The sequence below is a fragment of the Streptomyces sp. NPDC029139 genome (assembly GCF_055564335.1).
Genome location: NZ_JBVHWN010000007.1, coordinates 209,758 through 227,375, shown reverse-complemented (window position 1 = coordinate 227,375; position 17,618 = coordinate 209,758). Strand labels below are relative to the sequence as shown.

Sequence of the window (17,618 nt, the reverse complement as noted above, 5' to 3'; positions counted from 1 at the left end):
CTAGGCTGCCCTCCGCCACCTCCCACGGCATCCCTCTCATCTCTCAGATGGACAAGCCCCTATGCGACGTACCCTCATCTCCACCGGCACCGTCGTCACTGCCGTGACCGCTGCCTCTCTGCTGCTGGCTCCGGCCGCCTCCGCCACGAAGGGTCCGAAGGACGACCCCAAGGGCGACAACGGCACCGTGAAGATTCACAAGTCGGAGACCGGCGAGGAAATCAAGGCCAACCAGCCGAAGGTCTGCTCCTTCTACCTCGACGCCTTCAAGTTCGACGCCGGCCAGAAGGTCACCTGGCACATCGAGGCGTGGGCGAACAACGAGCAGGAGAAGGGTGAGACGGTCAAGACCGGTCTCATCACCCTCGACGCCGACGGTCACGAGCGCACCGCGGACATGACCCTCCCGGACGGCCAGTACAAGCTGTTCTGGAACTTCGAGGGCGAGAACGGCCGCGCCAAGCAGAAGGTCTTCAAGATCGACTGCCCGCCTTACGAGGAGTCCCCCAAGCCCACCGATACCCCCACCGGTACGCCCAGCGTGACGCCGTCGGCGACGGCGTCGACCCCGGGCGGTACGCCGTCCGCCACGGACTCCGCGTCGGCCGGTGCGACTCCGTCCGCCGGCACGAGCAGCGGCGCCGCCGGCTCCGGTGACCTCGCCGAGACGGGCTCCAGCGCCCCCGTCGGCATCCTCGCCGCCGCCGCTGTCGCCCTCGCGGGCGCCGGTGCGTTCCTGGTGACGCGCCGCCGCAAGGCTCAGCAGCACTGAGTCCCGTGGTGACGACGGTGCCCCCGCCGGAAGCGATTCCGGCGGGGGCACCGTCGTTCGTCGTCTCAGCGCGTCAGCCCGTGTTGCGCAGGCCCGCCGCCACTCCGTTCACCGTGAGCAGCAGCGCCCGGGCGAGCAGCGGGTCGGGGTCCTCGCCGCGCTCCGCCGCCTGGCGCTGGCGGGCCAGCAGGGCCACCTGGAGGTAGGAGATCGGGTCCAGGTAGGCGTCGCGGATGGCGAAGGTCTGCTGGAGCACCGGGTTGGAGTCGAGCAGCTTCTGACCGCCGGTCACCTTCAGGACCTCCGCGACGGTGAGCTCGTGCTCCGCCTGGATGGTCTCGAAGACGTGCTTGAGCTCGTCGGGCACCAGGGTGTCGACGTAGTGGCGGGCGATCCGCAGGTCCGTCTTGGCCAGCGTCATCTCGACGTTGGCGAGGAAGTTGCGGAAGAAGTGCCAGCGCTCGTACATCTCGCCGAGGACCTCGTCGAGACCCGCCTCGCGCAGGGCCTTGAGGCCGGAGCCGACGCCGAACCAGCCGGGGACGATCTGCCGGGACTGGGTCCAGCCGAAGACCCACGGGATGGCCCGCAGGCCGTCGAGGGAGACGCCCGAGCCGGGGCGGCGGGAGGGCCGCGAGCCCAGGTGCAGGTCGGCGAGCTGGTCGACCGGGGTCGAGGCGAGGAAGTACGTCGGCAGGTCCGGGTCCTCGACGAGCCTGCGGTACGCCGTGTGGGCGGCCTCCGAGACGGTGTCCATGGCCGCGTCCCAGCGGGCCAGGGCCTCGTCGGACTGGCGCGGCGCGGTGTGCAGGGCGGAGGCCTGCAGCGTGGCGGCGACGGTCAGTTCGAGGTTCTCGCGGGCGAGGGACGGGATGAGGTACTTGTCGGAGATGACCTCGCCCTGCTCGGTCACCTTGATCTCGCCCTCCAGGGTGCCCCAGGGCTGGGCGAGGATCGCGTCGTGCGAGGGGCCGCCGCCGCGGCCGACGGTGCCGCCGCGGCCGTGGAAGAGGCGCAGGCGGACGCCGTAGCGGTGGGCGACGTCGCGGAGCCGGCGCTGGGCGCGGTGGATCTCCCACTGGGAGGTGGTGATGCCGCCGAACTTGGAGGAGTCGGAGTAGCCGAGCATGACCTCCTGGACGTCGCCGCGGAGCGAGACGAGACGGCGGTAGGAGGGGTCGGCCAGCATGTCGTTGAGGATGACGTCGGCGGCCCTGAGCTCGTCGGTGGTCTCCAGGAGCGGCACGATGCCGATCTTGGCCCAGCCGCCGTGCAGGTCGAGGAGGCCCGCCTCGCGGGCGAGGACGGCGGCGGCGAAGACGTCGTCGGCGCCCTGGCACATCGAGATGATGTACGACTCGATGACCTCGGGGCCGAAGCGCTCGAAGGACTCCTTGATCGTGTGGAACACGCCGAGGGTCTTCTGGCCGGCCGCGTCCAGCGGGGCGGGCTTGGGCGCGAGCGGGCGGCGGGAGCGCAGCTCCTTGGCGAGCAGCTTCTGCCGGTAGTCGCGCGGCATGTCGGCGTACCGCCAGGACTCCTCGCCGAGTCGGTCGAAGAGCTGGCCGAGGGCGTGGTGGTGGGCGTCGGCGTGCTCGCGGACGTCCATGGTGGCGAGCTGGAGGCCGAAGGCGGACAGCGTGCGGATGGTGCGGTCCATCCGGCCGTCGGCGAACAGGGCGCCGCGGTGCTCGCGCAGGGAGGTCTGGATCAGGGCGAGGTCCTGGACCAGCTCGGAGGTGCCGAGGTAGTCGCGGCCCTCCTGGTGCGGGGTTCCGTTGGCCAGGCGCTCACGGGTGTTGACGAGCTTCTGGCGGACGCAGGTGGCCTTGAGCCGGTACGGCTCCTCGGCGTTGAGGCGCTTGTAGCGGGGGCTGATCTCCGGCAGGCGCTCCAGGTCGGCCTGGAGGGAGGCGAGGAGTTCCTCGGTGGCGCCGGCGTAGCGGATGGAGTTGGAGAGGAAGCCGCGCAGCTCGTCGATGAGGTCGAGGGCGTCGGTGATGCCGTGCTCGTGCTGGAGGATCAGCACGTCCCAGGTGACCTGCGGGGTCACGTTGGGGTTGCCGTCGCGGTCGCCGCCGATCCAGGTGCCGAAGGTCAGCGGGCGGGTGCCGGAGGGCAGCTCGAAGCCGACGCGCTCCAGCTCGGCGGCGAGGTCCTCCAGGACGTCGCCGACGGCGCCGGCGTGCAGCTCGTCGAGGTAGTAGATGGCGTTGCGGGCCTCGTCGGCGGGCTCGGGGCGGACGACCCGGAGTTCGTCGGTCTGCCAGATGAGGTCGATGTTCTCGGCGAGCCGCAGGTCGTGGCGGCGCCGGTCGGCCTCGATGACCGGGGTCTCCAGGAGGGCGGCGATCCGGCGCAGCTTGTTGAGGACGGAGCGGCGGGCGGCCTCGGTGGGGTGCGCGGTGAAGACGGGCCGCACGCTGAGGTTCCGTACCGTCTCGCGGACGTGCTGCGGGTCGCCGTCCTTGAGCATGTCGGCGGTGCGGGCGAGGAGCCCGCCCTCGGCGGCGCGCTTCTCGCGCATCTCGCGGCCGCGGTGGACCTGCTCGGTGACGTTCGCCAGGTGGAAATAGGTGGAGAAGGCGCGCACCAGCTTGGTGGCGGTCTCCAGATCGGTCTCCCCGAGCAGCTCGGCGGCGGCCTCGCCGTTCTCGCGGGTGAGGCTGCGGACCTTCTCGACGAGGTCGAGAAGCTCGTGTCCTTCCTGGCGGACGAGTGTCTCGCCCAGCAGGTCGCCCAGTCGGCGGATGTCGGAACGCAGCTCGGCGCTGGCGGTGGGGGTCTGGTCGGCACTGCTCACAGGTGCGGCTCCTTGCAGTGTTTGAGCACGTCTGGAGGGGTACTGGAGGCTTGCGGACCGCGCTGTCCGACGGACACAGGATAGGTGTCCATTCCCTGGACTCCTCCCGAGCCCCTCTTGCGCCCTCTTGCCGCGCGCCACCGCACTGCCATACTTACGTCGCCGTAGGTTACGGAGGCGTAGCCACGCGCTCGTTTCGCCCCGTTCCGCTCACTTTCCTCCCCGTCTTCTTCCCTCTCCCTCATCCCTTCATCCCCAGGGGACACCCATGACCACTAGCCCCGATGTGCTCGAAACCGAACAGGACCTGCCCCCCGCGACGCTCGGCGGGGACAAAAAGCGATCGATCGAGCAGATCACGCTGTTGCTGTTCATCACGGTGCCCTTCATCGCCCTGATCGCGGCCGTGCCGCTGGCCTGGAGCTGGGGCGGCGTGTCCTGGCTCGACCTGGGCCTGCTGGTCGCGATGTACTACATCGGCTGCCACGGCATCACGATCGGCTTCCACCGTTACTTCACCCACGGTTCCTTCAAGGCCAAGCGGCCGCTGCGGATCGCCCTGGCGATCATGGGCTCGCTCGCGGTGGAGGGTCCGCTGGTGCGCTGGGTGGCGGACCACCGCAAGCACCACAAGTTCTCCGACGCGGACGGCGACCCGCACTCGCCGTGGCGTTACGGCGAGACGGTGCCGGCCCTGATGAAGGGGCTGTGGTGGGCGCACATCGGCTGGATGTTCGACCAGGAGCGCACCCCGCAGGCCAAGTACGCGCCCGACCTGATCAAGGACCCGGCGATCCGCCGGATCTCGCGCGACTTCATCTTCTGGACGGTGCTGTCGCTGGCGATCCCGCCGCTGGTCGGCGGTCTGGTGACGATGTCGTGGTGGGGCGCGTTCACCGCGTTCTTCTGGGGTTCGCTGGTCCGGGTCGCGCTGCTGCACCACGTCACGTGGTCGATCAACTCGATCTGTCACGCCGTCGGCAAGCGCCCCTTCAAGTCCCGCGACCGCTCGGGCAACGTGTGGTGGCTGGCCGTGCTGTCCTGCGGTGAGTCCTGGCACAACCTGCACCACGCCGACCCGACCTCGGCGCGCCACGGGGTGCTGCGGGGCCAGGTCGACTCCAGCGCGCGGCTGATCCGCTGGTTCGAGCAGCTGGGCTGGGCCCACGACGTGCGCTGGCCGGACGCCTCCCGGATCGAAGCCCGGCGCCGGGGCGAGCCCGCCGACGCGGCATGATGGAGAACGTGGCGATCGAGGGCAGTACCAGCGGTACCGGAAGCAGCGAGAACAAGCCCCGGCGCGGCCGCCGGGTGCGGATGACGGGCGCGGAGCGCCGGGAGCAGCTGCTGGACATCGGCCGGGCGCTCTTCGCCGAGAAGGGCTTCGAGGGCACGTCGGTGGAGGAGATCGCGGCGAAGGCCGGCGTCTCCAAGCCGGTGGTCTACGAGCACTTCGGCGGCAAGGAGGGGCTGTACGCGGTCGTCGTCGACCGGGAGATGCGGCAGCTGCTCGACATGGTGACCGGGGCGCTGACGGCGGGCCATCCGCGGGAGCTCCTGGAGCAGGCGGCGTTCGCGCTGCTGGACTACATCGAGCGGTACACCGACGGTTTCCGGATCCTGGTCCGCGATTCGCCGGTGGCCCAGTCGACGGGCACGTTCGCCTCGCTGATCAGCGACATCGCCACGCAGGTGGAGGACATCCTGGGGCTGGAGTTCAAGGCCCGCGGGTTCGACCCGAAGCTGGCGCCGCTGTACGCGCAGGCGCTGGTGGGCAGTGTGGCGCTGACGGGCCAGTGGTGGCTGGACGTCCGCAAGCCGAAGAAGGCGGAGGTCGCGGCGCACCTGGTGAATCTGGCCTGGCACGGCCTGGACGGCCTGGAGCAGAAGCCGCGCCTGATAGGCCACCGCAAGAGCTGACGCGACGACGGTCCCGCACCGCACGAGGGCACGACGGCACGACCGCACGGCGGCACGGCGGCGATTCCCCACCGCCTCCGTGGGCACGACGGCGGTCCCGCACCGCACGGGCGCCCCGCACCGGATCACCGGTGCGGGGCGCCCGTGCGTCACAGCGGCTTCGTCGCGACGGCGAAGATGCGGCGGAACGGGAAGACCGTGCCGTGCGGCCCCGGCGGGTACGCCTCGCGCAGCAGGTCGCGGTACTGGGCGAGGAAGGCGGCGGTCGCCTCCTCGTCACCTTCCAGTGCGGTCAGTACGGGGCGCAGGGCCGTGCCCTTGACCCAGTCGAGGACCGGGTCCTCCCCCGGCAGGAGTTGTGAGTAGGTGGTCTCCCAGGTGTCGGTCTCGCAGCCGAGGTCGGCAAGGCGGTTCAGATAGTCGGCCGCGTCGAGGACGTGCACGAACCGGCGCCCCTCGCCGTCGAGGCGGTCGCGCCACTGGGGGGTGTCGCAGAGCTCGCCGAGCAGGGCGTGGCTGGGCGAGGTGAAGTTGCCGGGGACCTGGAAGGCGAGGGTCCCGCCCGGTTTGAGGCCGTCGATCCAGGCGGCGAAGGACTCGGGGTGGTTGGGGACCCACTGCAGGGCGGCGTTGGAGACGATCAGGTCGTAGGGCTCTTCCGGCACCCAGTGGGCGGCGTCGGCGGGCCGGAAGTCGAGCCAGCCGCCGCCGGCGGTGGTGCCGGCCCAGTCCTTCTCGGCGCGTTCCAGCATGTCGGGCGAGAGGTCGAAGCCGCTGATGTGGGCGTCGGGCCAGCGGTCCGCGAGCAGGACGGTCACATTGCCGGGGCCGCAGCCGAGATCGGCGATGCGGGCGGGCTGATCGGTGGTGGGCAGATGCGGTATTCGGGCGAGCAGGTCGAGGAACGGGCGCGTGCGGTGGCCGGAGTGCCGGAGGTACTGCTGTGGGTCCCATGTCGGTGCGGCAGACGCAGAAGATGGTGCGGAATGCATGTTCGAGCCCCCTTGCTGGAACGAGTTGCCGAAGCGGAACAGGGTTCCGGCCCGGTCCTTCCCCATAGTCCAGCGGAATATATCTTGACGTCAAGAGACTTTATGTCAACAGACCATCTACACTGATCGACATGGAGGACGAGGTCGACCGGCTGGTCGCTGCATGGCGCCGCGAGCGCCCGGACCTCGACGTGGAACCGCTCGAGGTGCTGAGCCGCGTCTCACGGCTCGCCCGCCACCTCGACCGCGCCCGGCGGCTCGCTTTCTCCGAGCACCAGCTGGAGCCGTGGGAGTTCGACGTCCTGACGTCGCTGCGCCGCGCGGGCGCCCCGTACCAGCTCTCTCCCGGCCAGCTCCTCACCCAGACGCTGGTCACCTCCGGCACCATGACCAACCGCATCGACCGGCTCACCAAGAAGGGCCTGGTCGAGCGGCTGCCCGACCCCAGCGACCGGCGCGGGGTCCTGGTCCGCCTGACCCCCGAGGGCCGTGACCGGGCCGACCAGGCGCTCGCCGGACTGCTCGCCCAGGAGCGGGCCATCCTGGCCCAGCTCTCCCGCGCCCAGCGCGGCGACCTGGCCGGTCTGCTACGCCGGCTGACCGCCCCGTTCGACAACATCCCCGGTTAGGTCCCCCTCCAGCTCGGCGGGGCCGACACCGGCCCGGCGCGCCAGGGCGACCGCGGCGAGCGTGGAGTGCACCCCCAGCTTCCCGAGCACGTTCTGCATGTGCGTACGGACGGTGTGCGGGGAGAGGAAGAGCCGCTCCGCGACGGCCTTGCGTCCCAGGCCCGCCACCATGCACCGCAGCACCTCCCGCTCGCGCGGGGTCAGCGACTCCACCAGCTGTTCGCTCTCGGTGCGGTGTTTGCGGGCCGCCGTCAGCTCCCGCAGCACGCCGGTGAGGAGCGCGGGCGGCAGATGCGTCTCGTCGCGCAGGACACCGCGGATCACGGCGAGCAGCCGCTGCAGCGAGCAGTCCTTGGCCACCCAGCCAGATGCCCCGGCCTGCAGCGCGAGCGCGGCCCGGTGGGCGTCGTCCTTCTCCGCGAGCACGATCGTACGGACGGCGGGTTGGGCCGAGCGGACCCCGGCGACCAGCGAGATGCCGTCGACCACGCCCCCGCCCTGCTCCGGTACGACCCGGGCCACCGCGACCGACGCGGCCGGCCCGGCCACCGTGCCCAGGTCGGCGTCGACCAGCATCACGTCGTACCGGCGCCCCTCCGCCACCGCGCGGTCCAGACAGCGCAGGGCGGCCGGACCGCTGCCCGCCGCCGAGACGTCGACGTCGGGCTCCGCCGCGAGCGCGGCGGCCAGCGACTCGGCGAAAATGCGGTGGTCGTCCACCACCAGAACCCGGATACGACCCACGGACACCCCTATGTGTCGAGGAACGGACCGGCGCGGGCACGGCGCCGGTGACGAGGGTCCGCCGACCGCGCGGCCGCCGCCGTGCGGTGACGGGGATCCGTCCCGGGCGCCGTACCCGACTGGTCTCGCCCCCTGATCAGCACCGGCCCCCACCGGTGCTGTGCATCAGGGTACGGGCGGGTGGACGCCGCGGAAGGCGATTCGCAGAACTGGCCGAACGTCCCGGGTGCGCCTGTGCCGCCTGGGGCCGATCACGACAGAAGTCGACGATCCAAGGGCTCTTGCCGTGCGCCGCAAGGGCTTTCAGAGCCGTCGCGCACCCCGCGAGGGCACCGCGGGGAAGATCCTCGGGGCGGTGAACCCGGCCTCGGCGAAGGCCTTCTCCACCGCGGCGGACACCGTGCCCGCCAGCCGGGTCTCGACCAGCACGATCGCCGAACCACCGAAACCACCGCCCGTCATCCGCGCCCCGAGCGCGCCCGCCGCGTTCGCCGTCTCGACCGCGAGGTCCAACTCCCGGCAGGAGACGCGCAGATCGTCCCGGAGCGAGGCATGGCCCTCGGTGAGGACGGGGCCGACCGAGCGGGGGTCTTCGGCGTCGAGGAGGGCGATGGTCCGCTCGACCCGGTGGTTGTCCGAGACGACGTGCCGGACGTAGCGGCGAACCGATTCCTCGCTCAAACGCCCGAGGGCGTCGGCCAGATGCGCGTGGGGGACTTCGCGCAGCGCTCGCACGCCGAGCGCCCGCGCACCGGCTTCGCAGCCGGCGCGCCGCTCCGCGTACGCGCCGTCCCCGAGCGCGTGCTTCACCCTGGTGTCCACCACCAGCAGCCCCAGCCCCTGCGCGGCCAGGTCGAAGGGCACCTGGCGGTACGAGAGATCGCGGGTGTCGAGGAACAGCGCGTGGCCCTCGGCCGCGCACGCGGACGCCATCTGGTCCATGACCCCGCAGGGGACGCCGACGAAGGCGTTCTCCGCGCGCTGCGCGAGGACGGCGATCTCCGGACGGCTCAGACCGAGCCCGAACAGGTCGTTCAGGGCGAGCGCGGTGACGACCTCCAGGGCGGCGGAGGACGAAAGACCGGCACCGGTGGGGACGGTCGAGGCGAGATGGATGTCCGCCCCGGTGACCGGGTGGCCCGCCTCGCGCAGCGCCCAGACGACCCCGGCCGGGTAGGCGGCCCACTCCGTGCCGGCGAGCGGTTCGAGGGCGCCGACGTCGAGCTGGACGATGCCGCCCTCGACGTCGGCGGAGTGGACCCTCAGGACGCCGTCGGTCCGCCGGGCGACGGCGGCGACGGCCGTGTGCGGCAGGGCCAGCGGCATGACGAAACCGTCGTTGAAGTCGGTGTACTCCCCTATGAGGTTGACACGCCCGGGGGCCGCCCAGATTCCCTCCGGCTCCACCCCGTACAGCGCCTCGAACTCCGCCAGTACGCTCATGCCCCGCCCTGCTCCCTCTCTCTGGCGAACGCCCACGCGTCACGCACGATGTCCGCCAGGTCCGGGCGGGACGGAATCCAGCCGAGCCGCTCGCGCGCGGCCTCGGCCGAGGCGACGAGCACGGCGGGGTCGCCGGGGCGGCGCGCGGCCGTCACCTCGGGGACGGGGTGTCCGGTCACCTTCCGGACGGTCTCGACGACCTCGCGCACGGAGAAGCCGTTGCCGTTGCCGAGGTTGCAGATCAGGTGCTCGCCGGGCGTCATGGCGCCGAGGGCGAGCAGATGGGCCTCGGCGAGGTCGGCGACGTGGATGTAGTCCCGTACGCAGGTGCCGTCGGCGGTCGGGTAGTCGTCGCCGTAGACGCCGATCGCCTCGCGCCGGCCGAGGGCGACCTCGAGGACCAGCGGGATGAGGTGCGACTCGGGCGCGTGCCGTTCACCGCAGCGGCCGTACGCCCCCGCCACGTTGAAGTACCGCAGGGAGACCGCGGCCAGGCCGTGGGCGGCGCACTCGCCGCCGATCATGTGGTCCACGGCCAGCTTGGAGGCGCCGTAGGGGCTCGTCGGGGCGGTCGCCGCGGTCTCGGTGATCGGGACCGAGACCGGTTCGCCGTAGGTGGCGGCGGTGGAGGAGAAGACCAGCTTGCGGACGTTCGCCGCGCGCATGGCGGCGAGCAGGGCCATCGTGCCGCCGACGTTGTTCTCCCAGTACTTCTCGGGCCGGACGACCGACTCGCCGACCTGGGAGAAGGCGGCGAAGTGCAGGACGCCGTCGTACGAGCCGTCCAGCCACGCGGCGGCGTCCTGGACGCGGCCCTCGACGAACTCGGCGCCGGCCGGGACGCCCTCGGCGAAGCCGGTGGAGAGGTCGTCGACGACCGTGACCCGGTGGCCCGCCTCCAGGAGATGCTGGGCGACCGTGCTCCCTACGTAGCCGGCTCCACCTGTGACCAGGTATTTCATCGGGTTGCCACCTCTCGGAGTCGCTCGGCCGCCGCCTCCGGCGGCACGTCGTTCATGAAGGCGCCCATGCCGGACTCGGTGCCCGCGAGGTACTTCAGTTTGCCGGGCGTCCGCCGGACGGTGAAAAGCTCCAGGTGCAGCCCGAACTCCTCGCGGCCGGCGCCGGTGAACGGCGCCTGGTGCCAGGCGGCGATGTAGGGCGTGGGCGGCTGCCCCGGACCGAAGATCCGGTCGAAGCGCCCCAGGAGTTCCAGATAGATCTGAGGGAAGGCGGTGCGCGCCGCGTCGTCGAGCGCCCGCAGGTCGGGGACGCGGCGGGTGGGGTGCAGGTGGACCTCGTACGGCCAGTGCGCGGCGTACGGCACGAAGGCGATCCAGTCCTCGGTCTCCAGGACGACGCGGGCGCCGTCGGTCCGCTCGCGGGCGACGAGGTCGTCGAAGAGGTTGCGGCCGGTGCGGGCCCGGTGCTCGGCGGCGTTGCGCAGCATCAGGGCGGTGCGGGGGGTGGTGAACGGGAACGCGTAGATCTGGCCGTGCGGGTGGCCGAGGGTGACGCCGATCTCGGCGCCCCGGTTCTCGAAGCAGTACACCTGCTCGACGCCGGGCCGCTCGGCGAGTTCGACGGTCCGGTCGGTCCAGGCGTCGAGGACGAGCCGGGCCCGTGCGGGGGTGAGGTCGGCGAAGGACGCGTCGTGGTCGGGGGTGAAGCAGACGACCTCGCACCGCCCGGAGTCGCCGGCGAGCGAGGGGAAGCGGTTCTCGAAGACGGCGACCTCGTAGTCGGGTGAGGGGATCTCGCTCAGCCGCCCGTCGCGGGAGGGGCAGAGCGGGCACTCGTCGGCGGGCGGGTGGTAGGTCCGGGCCTGCCGGTGCGAGGCGATGACGACGGAGTCCCCGAGGAGCGCGTCGTACCGGATCTCGGAGGCGGAGGAGACGGGATCGAGCGGCCGTGCGTCGACGGCGTCGCGGACGGCGTCGTCCCGCGCGTCGTAGTAGATGAGCTCGCGTCCGTCGGCGAGGGTGGTGACGGTCTTCTTCACGGGGTGTCCTCAACGGGGAACCAAACAGAACCACGCACAAGGAATCACAACCAAACATCCGCGTCAACGCCGAAGGCCCGGACCGTGAGACGGCCCGGGTCTTCGGACACCCCTAGAGGAACTCCCGCCGAGGCCCCGGGAGCGGGGCGCGGTCCAGCAGACCGGTTCGCGCGGCGAGCGCCGCCGCCTCCAGACGGGAGCCCACGCCCAGCTTCATCAGCACCCGCTGCACATGCGTCCGCGCCGTGCTCGGCGCGATCCCCATCCCCGCGGCGATCAGCCGCGTGTCCTCGCCCTCCGCCACCCGGACGAGGACCTCGATCTCCCGCGGCGTCAGCATCCCGAGCAGCCGCTGCCCTTCGTCGTCCGGCTGCGCGGCCGGGTCGAGCAGCTCGGCGAAGGCCCCCTGGAGAAGCTGCGGCGCCACCGCCGTCTCCCCCGCCCGCGCCTTGATCAGCGCCCGCTCGACGCCCTCGATGCGCTCGTCGTGCCGTACGTAACCCGAGGCGCCGGCCGCGAAGGCCGCCGCGATGCCGCGCGGCGAGGGCACCGGCCCGAGCACGACCACGGCCACCTGCGGCCGCTCGCGCTTGATCCGCACGATCGGGTCGAAGACGCCCGGTTCGGCCGGTGCTGCCGTACCGAGCAGACACACCTCCGGCGCGCGGCTCACCACCAGCTCCGCGGCCCCCGCCACCGGGGCGGCCGCCGCGAGCACACGGTGCCCGCGCAGTTTCAATGCCGAGGCGAGCGCCTCGGCGAGCAGACGGTGGTCGTCGACCACCATGAGCCGCACGCCCATCGAGCAACCCCTTAGATCCCCCCTGAAGCCGTCCCCCGGCCCCAGCCACTCCGATGACCCGGCAAACTACACGCTCCTGTGGGCATACGTTCCCGAACTCCGACGGAATGCCCCTCACGGGCCGAAATCACCGCAGTCCCGCGGACGCGGACGCGAACGGCCCGGCGCGTCGACTGCTCGACGCGCCGGGCCGTCCCGGTCCCCGGCGGGGCTCAGTTCGTGCTGAACGACAGCGCGAAGTACTCCTTGAGGCTCGTCGAGGACTCACGCGGCTCGCTGACCCTCATCACGGAGATGAACATCCGGCCGTTCCCGAAGAGGATCTCGGAGTAGTCCTCGCTGAAGGTGTCCTCCGCGTCGCGCACGGTCTTGTCCGACGGGTTCTCCATGAGCACCGTCGACTGCATGGTGCCGCCGTCGATCGAGACGATCTGCCCGCCCTTGTCGTACGGCGGGACCTTGTACGCGATCAGGTTGCCGCCGTCCATCCGGAGCGGGACGAGCGTGTACCGGTCGCCGGCGTCCGCCTTGCCCGAGGCCGGCTTCCCGGTGGCCAGGTCGAACGCGACGATCTCGTTGGTCTCGTCGCCGTACTCCCCGGTGGAGCCTTCGTGCTCCTCGGTCGGAAGGTAGAGCCGGCCGTTGCCGACGAGCACCTTGGAGCACTGCTCGACCGTGGTCGAGCGGCAGCGGGCGGCGTACCGGTCCGCGTCCGCCGCGATCTTGGCCTTCAGCTTGCCGGTCTTCTCGTCGATCGAGAAGAAGTCCGAGATGCCGCTGCCGTCACCGGCGGTGTCGCCGACGTCGGCGGCGACGACCAGGGGCTTGGACGAGACGATCGAGGCGTACTCCACACCCGTCGGCATCTTGTACTGCGAGATCGGCGCGCCCGTCATCGGGTCGAGGTTCTGGATGATGAGCTGACGGGCGTCGTACGAGCCGCACTTGCGTGCCGCGACGAGGCCGGCGCCGCCGCCGTAACCCATGTCGACGCAGTTCTGGTCGTTGGCCTGCGGCTTCCAGCGCGGGTTGCCGTTGGCGAGGTCGAAGGCGGCGCCGCCGTCCGTGCCGCCGGCCGCGACGGTCGTGCCGCTGAGCGTGATCTCGCTGAACCGCACCTTCTGGTCGCCGGCCGTGCCGCCGGTGACCGAGGTGGACCACACCAACTTGCCGGTGGTCAGGTCGACCAGGCCGACCTCGGTGCACGGCTGGTAGTACCTCGGCGGGACGCGCTTGGACGCCTCGAAGAGGATCGGCACCTTGTGGTCCGCCGTGACGTGACGCGAGGCGCCGCAGACCTGGCCCGGGAGGGGCAGCGTCCACAGCGGGGTGCCCTTGTCGAGGTCACGGCCGACGATCGAGTTCACGTCCGTCTTGACGTACGCCTTGTCCGTGATCCAGGAACCGGTCACGTCCGTGAGCTCGGGGACCTTCGGCAGCGGCAGCTGGAAGGACAGCTTGGACTGCGTGTTGGCGGGGACCTTCTCCTTGCCGTTGCCCCCGAGCCCCTTGCCCTGCTCGCCGCCCTGGCCCTGGGAAGCGCCGGAGCCGCCCTTGGCCTTGTCGTTCTCCTCGCCACCGGAGGTCGCGTACCAGATGCCGCCGCCGACGATCAGGGCGACGGCGACCACGGCGGCGATGACGATCTGCATCTGCGTGGACAGCTTCTTGCCGCCGCCGGCCGGCGCGGCCGCCTGCGGGTACTGCGGCTGCGTCGGGTAGCCGTACGGCGGCTGTCCCCCGGGGCCCTGCGGCGGGCCCTGCTGCGGGTAGCCGTACTGCGGCTGGGTCGGCGGCTGCTGGGGGTAGCCGTACTGCGGCTGCGTCGGAGGCTGCTGGGGATATCCGTACCCGGGCTGCCCGGGGGGCGGCGTGGGCGCGCCGAAGCCTCCCTGGGGCTCCTGGGGCGCGCCGAAGCCCCCCTGGGGCGGGCCGGGCGGCTGGTTCGGCGGAGGGCCCGGGGGCTGGTTCGGCGGGGGCGGCTGTGTCATGGGTATGCGTACCTCTGAAGTCTCGGAAGGCGGGCGGGAGTCGCGCGGGAGCCGGTGTCACATGCCGAAGGCCATCAGCGTCTCCCTCTCCCTCTCGTCATCGTCGTCCGTGCCGGCGACGACGTTCTGCATCAGGATGTAGCGACCGCCGGTGTACAGCGCCGGACAGTCGTAGAACCGTGACTCGGCCCGCCCGGCCGCCCGCGGGATGCGCAGCAGCTCGACGGGGGTGCTCGAACCGGGTGCGACGGTGGCCAGCGAGCCGGGCTCGTCGAGGAGCGCGGCCATCCGGACGATCAGCGAACCGCCTTCCGTCCGCAGCGGCCACGCCATGCGCCCCACGGGCCCCTGGATACGCCGCACCTCGTTGCCGGTGCGCAGGTCGAAGGCGACGATCGCGTTGCTCTTGCCCTTGCCGGCCCCGGCGGTCGCCAGGTACAGCGTGTCGTCGTCCGCGACGACCTGACAGCGCTGCAGGTTGCCCTGGTGCTCGACGGCGTCGGCGCACCCGTCGGCGTACGGGTCCCGGCCGGTCAGCGAGGAGCGCTTGCTGCCGTCCTCGTTCAGGACGACGATCCCGCGCTTGTCCTCGGCGCGGTGGTAGGCGGACACGACCAGGGGCCGCACGGAGTAGACGTGGTCCACCCGGTAGCCGACCGGAAGCCGGTACTTCCAGCGGGACTTCCCCGTGGCCGGGTCCACCTCGTGGATCTCCTCCTGCGGCTTGTCCGCGTCGGAGGTCGGGCAGGAGACGGCGGCGACGAGCTTGGGCCCGCCGGCGTACGCGTACGGCTGGCAGCCGCTCCCCTCCCACCGGCCGAACAGCTGCTTGCCGTCGCTGAGCCGGTACCCGGTCGAGAAGCCGTGCCGGCCGGCGGTGACGGTGCCGCCGCTGATCGCGATCGAGTACGCGTCGCTGAAGTCCCACCGGTTCTGTTCGACGATCTTCTGCTGCCAGCCGGCCGTGCCGGTGCGCAGGTCGACCAGTTGCAGCCGGCGGCACTCGTCGGTCTCCGCGTGGAGGCGGTCCTTGAGGGCGAGGGCGATCTTCCCGTCGGCGGAGGCGACCTGCGACGCCCGGCAGATCTCGGTGCCGAGCGTCAGCCGCCACTTCACCGTGCCGTCCGCCACGTCGACCGCCGTGACCGTGCGGTACATGGCGGTGACGACGGTGTCCCCGACGAGCCACGGGCCGAAGACGCCGCCTCCCAGACCGGGTACGTCGATGTCGTTCCGGCGGACCCAGAGCACGGACGCGTCACCGGCGGCGCGGCCCTTGTTGTAGCGGGCCGCGGCGCCGGTGTCCGGCCCGGGCGGGCCGGCGGGCGGGCCCGAGGGCCGCGCCGAAGGCTTCCCCGGGGCGCCGGACGCGGGGCTCCCGGACGCCTCGGCGTCCGAGCGGTCCCCCGTGTCCCCGAGGGCGTACCAGGTCATCCCGCCCACGGCCAGCAGCGCCGCCACGACCGCCGCGATCACGGCGGTCGTGCGGCGCTTCCGGCGGACGGGCGGCTGCTGCGGCGGAGGTGGCGCGGCAGGGCCGGGGCCCCCGCCCCCGTACGGATTGAGCCGTCCGTACGGGCCGTGTGCCGACGGGGGCGGCCCCGGCTGTCGCGGTGTCGTCATCGGATTCCGGCAGCCGTCACTTGCCGAAAGCCATCATCGTCTTGGCTTCCTTCTCTTCCTTGTCGTTCGAGGCGCTCACTCGTCCGCTGGAGACGACGAACGTGCCGTTGCCGTAGGCGTAGCCCGCGTCGTAGAAGGTGTTCTCGATCTGGGCCGTCGACGCCGGGTGCTGGAGCAGGATCTTCGGCGTGCCGCCGGTCGGGGCGAGCGTGGCGACCGCGCCGCCGGTGTCGTACGAGGCGTCCACGTAGAGCAGGACGTCCGCACCCTCCATGCGCAGCGGGGTCATGGTCCGCTCGGCGGGCGCGGAGGCGCGCCACTTGGACTTGCCGGTGTTCAGATCGAAGGCGACGACCGCGTTGGCGGTGCCGTAGGCGGCCTCGGTGGCCATGTAGAAGGTGTTGGCGTCGGCGGTGACGCCGGTGCAGCCCTGGAGGTTGCGGCCGAAGACGACGAATCCGCCGCCGCACTTGGGCGCGTACTTGTCGGTGCCGCCCTCGATCTGGGAGCGGAGCTTGCCGTCCGGCGTGACGGCGAAGACGGTCCACTTCTTCTCGTCACGCTGCTGGGCGGAGACGACCAGCGGGTTCACCGAGTAGACCTTGTCGACTTCCCAGTTGGGCTGGAGCTTGAAGGTCCACCGGGCCTTTCCGGTGTTCGGGTCGACCTCGCTGATCTGTTCCTGCTTCTTCTTGTAGTCGCTCGTGGGGCAGCTGGCGGCGGCGATCAGCTTCGCCCCGCCCGCGAAGGCGTACGGCTTGCAGCCGCTGGTCGGCCCGGTGAAGAGCTCGCGCCCGTCGGCGAGGGAGTAGCCGTGCGAGTTGCCGGTGCCGGCCGCGGTCACCGTGTTGCCGCTGACGGCGATGGTGGTGTCGGAGAGCGAGCTGAAGCCGGTGCCCTTGGGGACGGACTTCTTCCAGCCGACCTTGCCGGTCCTGAGGTCGACCTTCTGCAGCTCGGTGCACTTGGCGCGGTCGCCCGCACTGTCGTTGACGCCGATGACGAGGCTGCCGTCGGCGGCGGGCTCGGGCGCGGTCGTGCACAGCTCGAAGGGCAGGTCCAGGTGCCACTTGGCGGAGCCGTCGCTCAGGCTGTAGCCGTCGAGGCTCTTGTACATGCCCTTGACGACGATGTCGCCGACGATCCACGGGCCGAACACGTCGGCGCCGTTGCGGGGCAGGTCGACGTTGTTCTTCAGCAGCCAGTTGATCTTCGCCTCGCCGGGCTTGCGGCCGGCGTTGAGGTCCTCCTCGCCGTTGCGGCCGTCGCCGCTGCCGTCGCCCTGGTCCACGGACTCGGTGGGCTTCGGGGCGCCGCTGCTCGTGGTCGGCTTCGCGACCGGTTCCTTCTCGTCGTCACCACCGCTGAGGGCGAACCAGGTGCCGCCGCCGATGACGAGGAGCGCGGCCACGGCCGCGGCGACGATGACGCCCGGCTTGCCCTTGAAGGGGTTGTTGCCGCCTCCGGAGGGGGCGGGAGCACCGGGATACTGGGGCTGGCCGGGGTAGCCGCCGTAGGGAGCCTGCTGGCCGTACGGACCGGGCTGCGCCGGCTGGCCGTACGGGCCGGGCTGCGCGGCGTACGGGCCGGTCTGCGGCTGCTGGGGCTGCTGCGGGTATCCGTAACCGGGCTGCGGGGCCTGCTGGGGATAGCCGTAACCGGGCTGCGCCGGCTGGCCGTACGGGCCGGGCGCGGCGGGCGGCGGCGTCTGCGGGGCCTGGGGAGTCTGCGGGGCCTGCGGAGGCTGAGGCGTCTGCGGGGCCTGCGGCGGGGCCGGAGGCATCGGCGGGACGCCCTGGCCGGCGCCGTGGTCCTGCGGATCCTGCGGTGCGCCGAAGCCAGGCGGCTGGTTGCTGGGCGGCTGGGTCATCAGCGCGTTCCCCCTTGAAGTGAGCGG

At 71.8% G+C, this 17,618-nt stretch carries 14 protein-coding genes; 4 read left to right on the top strand and 10 right to left on the bottom strand.

What is annotated here, in order from left to right:
* Positions 1-61: 61 nt before the first annotated feature.
* The gene (locus ACZ4VW_RS18645; protein ID WP_467963594.1) at positions 62-772 is read left to right on the top strand and encodes an LPXTG cell wall anchor domain-containing protein; all 711 of its coding nucleotides are present in this window, start codon (positions 62-64) and stop codon (positions 770-772) included.
* 73 nt (positions 773-845) lie between these two features.
* Here the strand turns inward: ACZ4VW_RS18645 and ppc are convergent, their stop codons facing one another.
* Positions 846-3,575: a phosphoenolpyruvate carboxylase gene (gene ppc / locus ACZ4VW_RS18640; RefSeq protein WP_467963592.1), complete on the bottom strand. Its 2,730-nt coding sequence runs from the start codon at positions 3,573-3,575 to the stop codon at positions 846-848.
* A 268-nt stretch (positions 3,576-3,843) separates the two neighbouring features.
* Here ppc and ACZ4VW_RS18635 point away from each other — a divergent pair, with 268 nt between their 5' ends.
* Together ACZ4VW_RS18635 and ACZ4VW_RS18630 are read left to right on the top strand one after the other, a co-directional pair.
* Positions 3,844-4,812, top strand: coding sequence for an acyl-CoA desaturase (locus tag ACZ4VW_RS18635; RefSeq protein ID WP_467963591.1), 969 nt, complete (start codon positions 3,844-3,846; stop codon positions 4,810-4,812).
* Positions 4,809-5,495, top strand: coding sequence for a TetR/AcrR family transcriptional regulator (locus tag ACZ4VW_RS18630; RefSeq protein WP_467963589.1), 687 nt, complete (start codon positions 4,809-4,811; stop codon positions 5,493-5,495). Before ACZ4VW_RS18635 ends, ACZ4VW_RS18630 begins: the two co-directional genes overlap by 4 nt.
* A gap of 149 nt (positions 5,496-5,644) precedes the next feature.
* Here ACZ4VW_RS18630 and ACZ4VW_RS18625 read toward each other — a convergent pair whose 3' ends face one another.
* Complete coding sequence (locus ACZ4VW_RS18625) at positions 5,645-6,487, bottom strand: trans-aconitate 2-methyltransferase (protein WP_467963587.1); 843 nt, start codon at positions 6,485-6,487, stop codon at positions 5,645-5,647.
* Positions 6,488-6,618: 131 nt separating this feature from the next.
* Between ACZ4VW_RS18625 and ACZ4VW_RS18620 the strand changes: the two genes are divergently transcribed.
* A complete protein-coding gene (locus ACZ4VW_RS18620; RefSeq protein ID WP_467963585.1) occupies positions 6,619-7,116 on the top strand; it encodes a MarR family winged helix-turn-helix transcriptional regulator in 498 nt (165 codons plus the stop codon).
* Here the strand turns inward: ACZ4VW_RS18620 and ACZ4VW_RS18615 are convergent.
* The 8 genes from ACZ4VW_RS18615 to ACZ4VW_RS18580 form a co-directional block, all read right to left on the bottom strand.
* Complete coding sequence (locus ACZ4VW_RS18615) at positions 7,075-7,860, bottom strand: LuxR C-terminal-related transcriptional regulator (protein WP_467963583.1); 786 nt, start codon at positions 7,858-7,860, stop codon at positions 7,075-7,077. The two genes, ACZ4VW_RS18620 and ACZ4VW_RS18615, sit on opposite strands and share 42 nt — an antisense overlap.
* 303 nt (positions 7,861-8,163) lie before the next feature.
* The gene (galK, locus tag ACZ4VW_RS18610; protein WP_467963581.1) at positions 8,164-9,303 is read right to left on the bottom strand and encodes a galactokinase; all 1,140 of its coding nucleotides are present in this window, start codon (positions 9,301-9,303) and stop codon (positions 8,164-8,166) included.
* On the bottom strand, positions 9,300-10,265 hold the full coding sequence (galE, locus tag ACZ4VW_RS18605) for a UDP-glucose 4-epimerase GalE (protein WP_467963579.1): 966 nt from the start codon (positions 10,263-10,265) through the stop codon (positions 9,300-9,302). The genes galK and galE overlap by 4 nt, the downstream gene beginning before the upstream one ends.
* Positions 10,262-11,305 carry a galactose-1-phosphate uridylyltransferase gene (galT, locus tag ACZ4VW_RS18600; RefSeq protein WP_467963577.1) on the bottom strand — a complete coding sequence of 348 codons (1,044 nt, stop codon included), beginning with the start codon at positions 11,303-11,305 and terminating at the stop codon, positions 10,262-10,264. The genes galE and galT overlap by 4 nt, the downstream gene beginning before the upstream one ends.
* Before the next feature lie 112 nt (positions 11,306-11,417).
* Positions 11,418-12,107: a helix-turn-helix transcriptional regulator gene (locus ACZ4VW_RS18595; RefSeq protein ID WP_467963575.1), complete on the bottom strand. Its 690-nt coding sequence runs from the start codon at positions 12,105-12,107 to the stop codon at positions 11,418-11,420.
* Positions 12,108-12,319: 212 nt separating this feature from the next.
* A complete protein-coding gene (locus ACZ4VW_RS18590; RefSeq protein WP_467963573.1) occupies positions 12,320-14,098 on the bottom strand; it encodes an outer membrane protein assembly factor BamB family protein in 1,779 nt (592 codons plus the stop codon).
* Positions 14,099-14,155: 57 nt separating this feature from the next.
* The gene (locus tag ACZ4VW_RS18585) at positions 14,156-15,721 is read right to left on the bottom strand and encodes an outer membrane protein assembly factor BamB family protein (RefSeq protein WP_467963571.1); all 1,566 of its coding nucleotides are present in this window, start codon (positions 15,719-15,721) and stop codon (positions 14,156-14,158) included.
* A gap of 16 nt (positions 15,722-15,737) precedes the next feature.
* Entirely contained in the window at positions 15,738-17,591 is a 1,854-nt protein-coding gene (locus ACZ4VW_RS18580; protein ID WP_467963569.1) for an outer membrane protein assembly factor BamB family protein, read from the bottom strand.
* Positions 17,592-17,618: the final 27 nt, after the last annotated feature.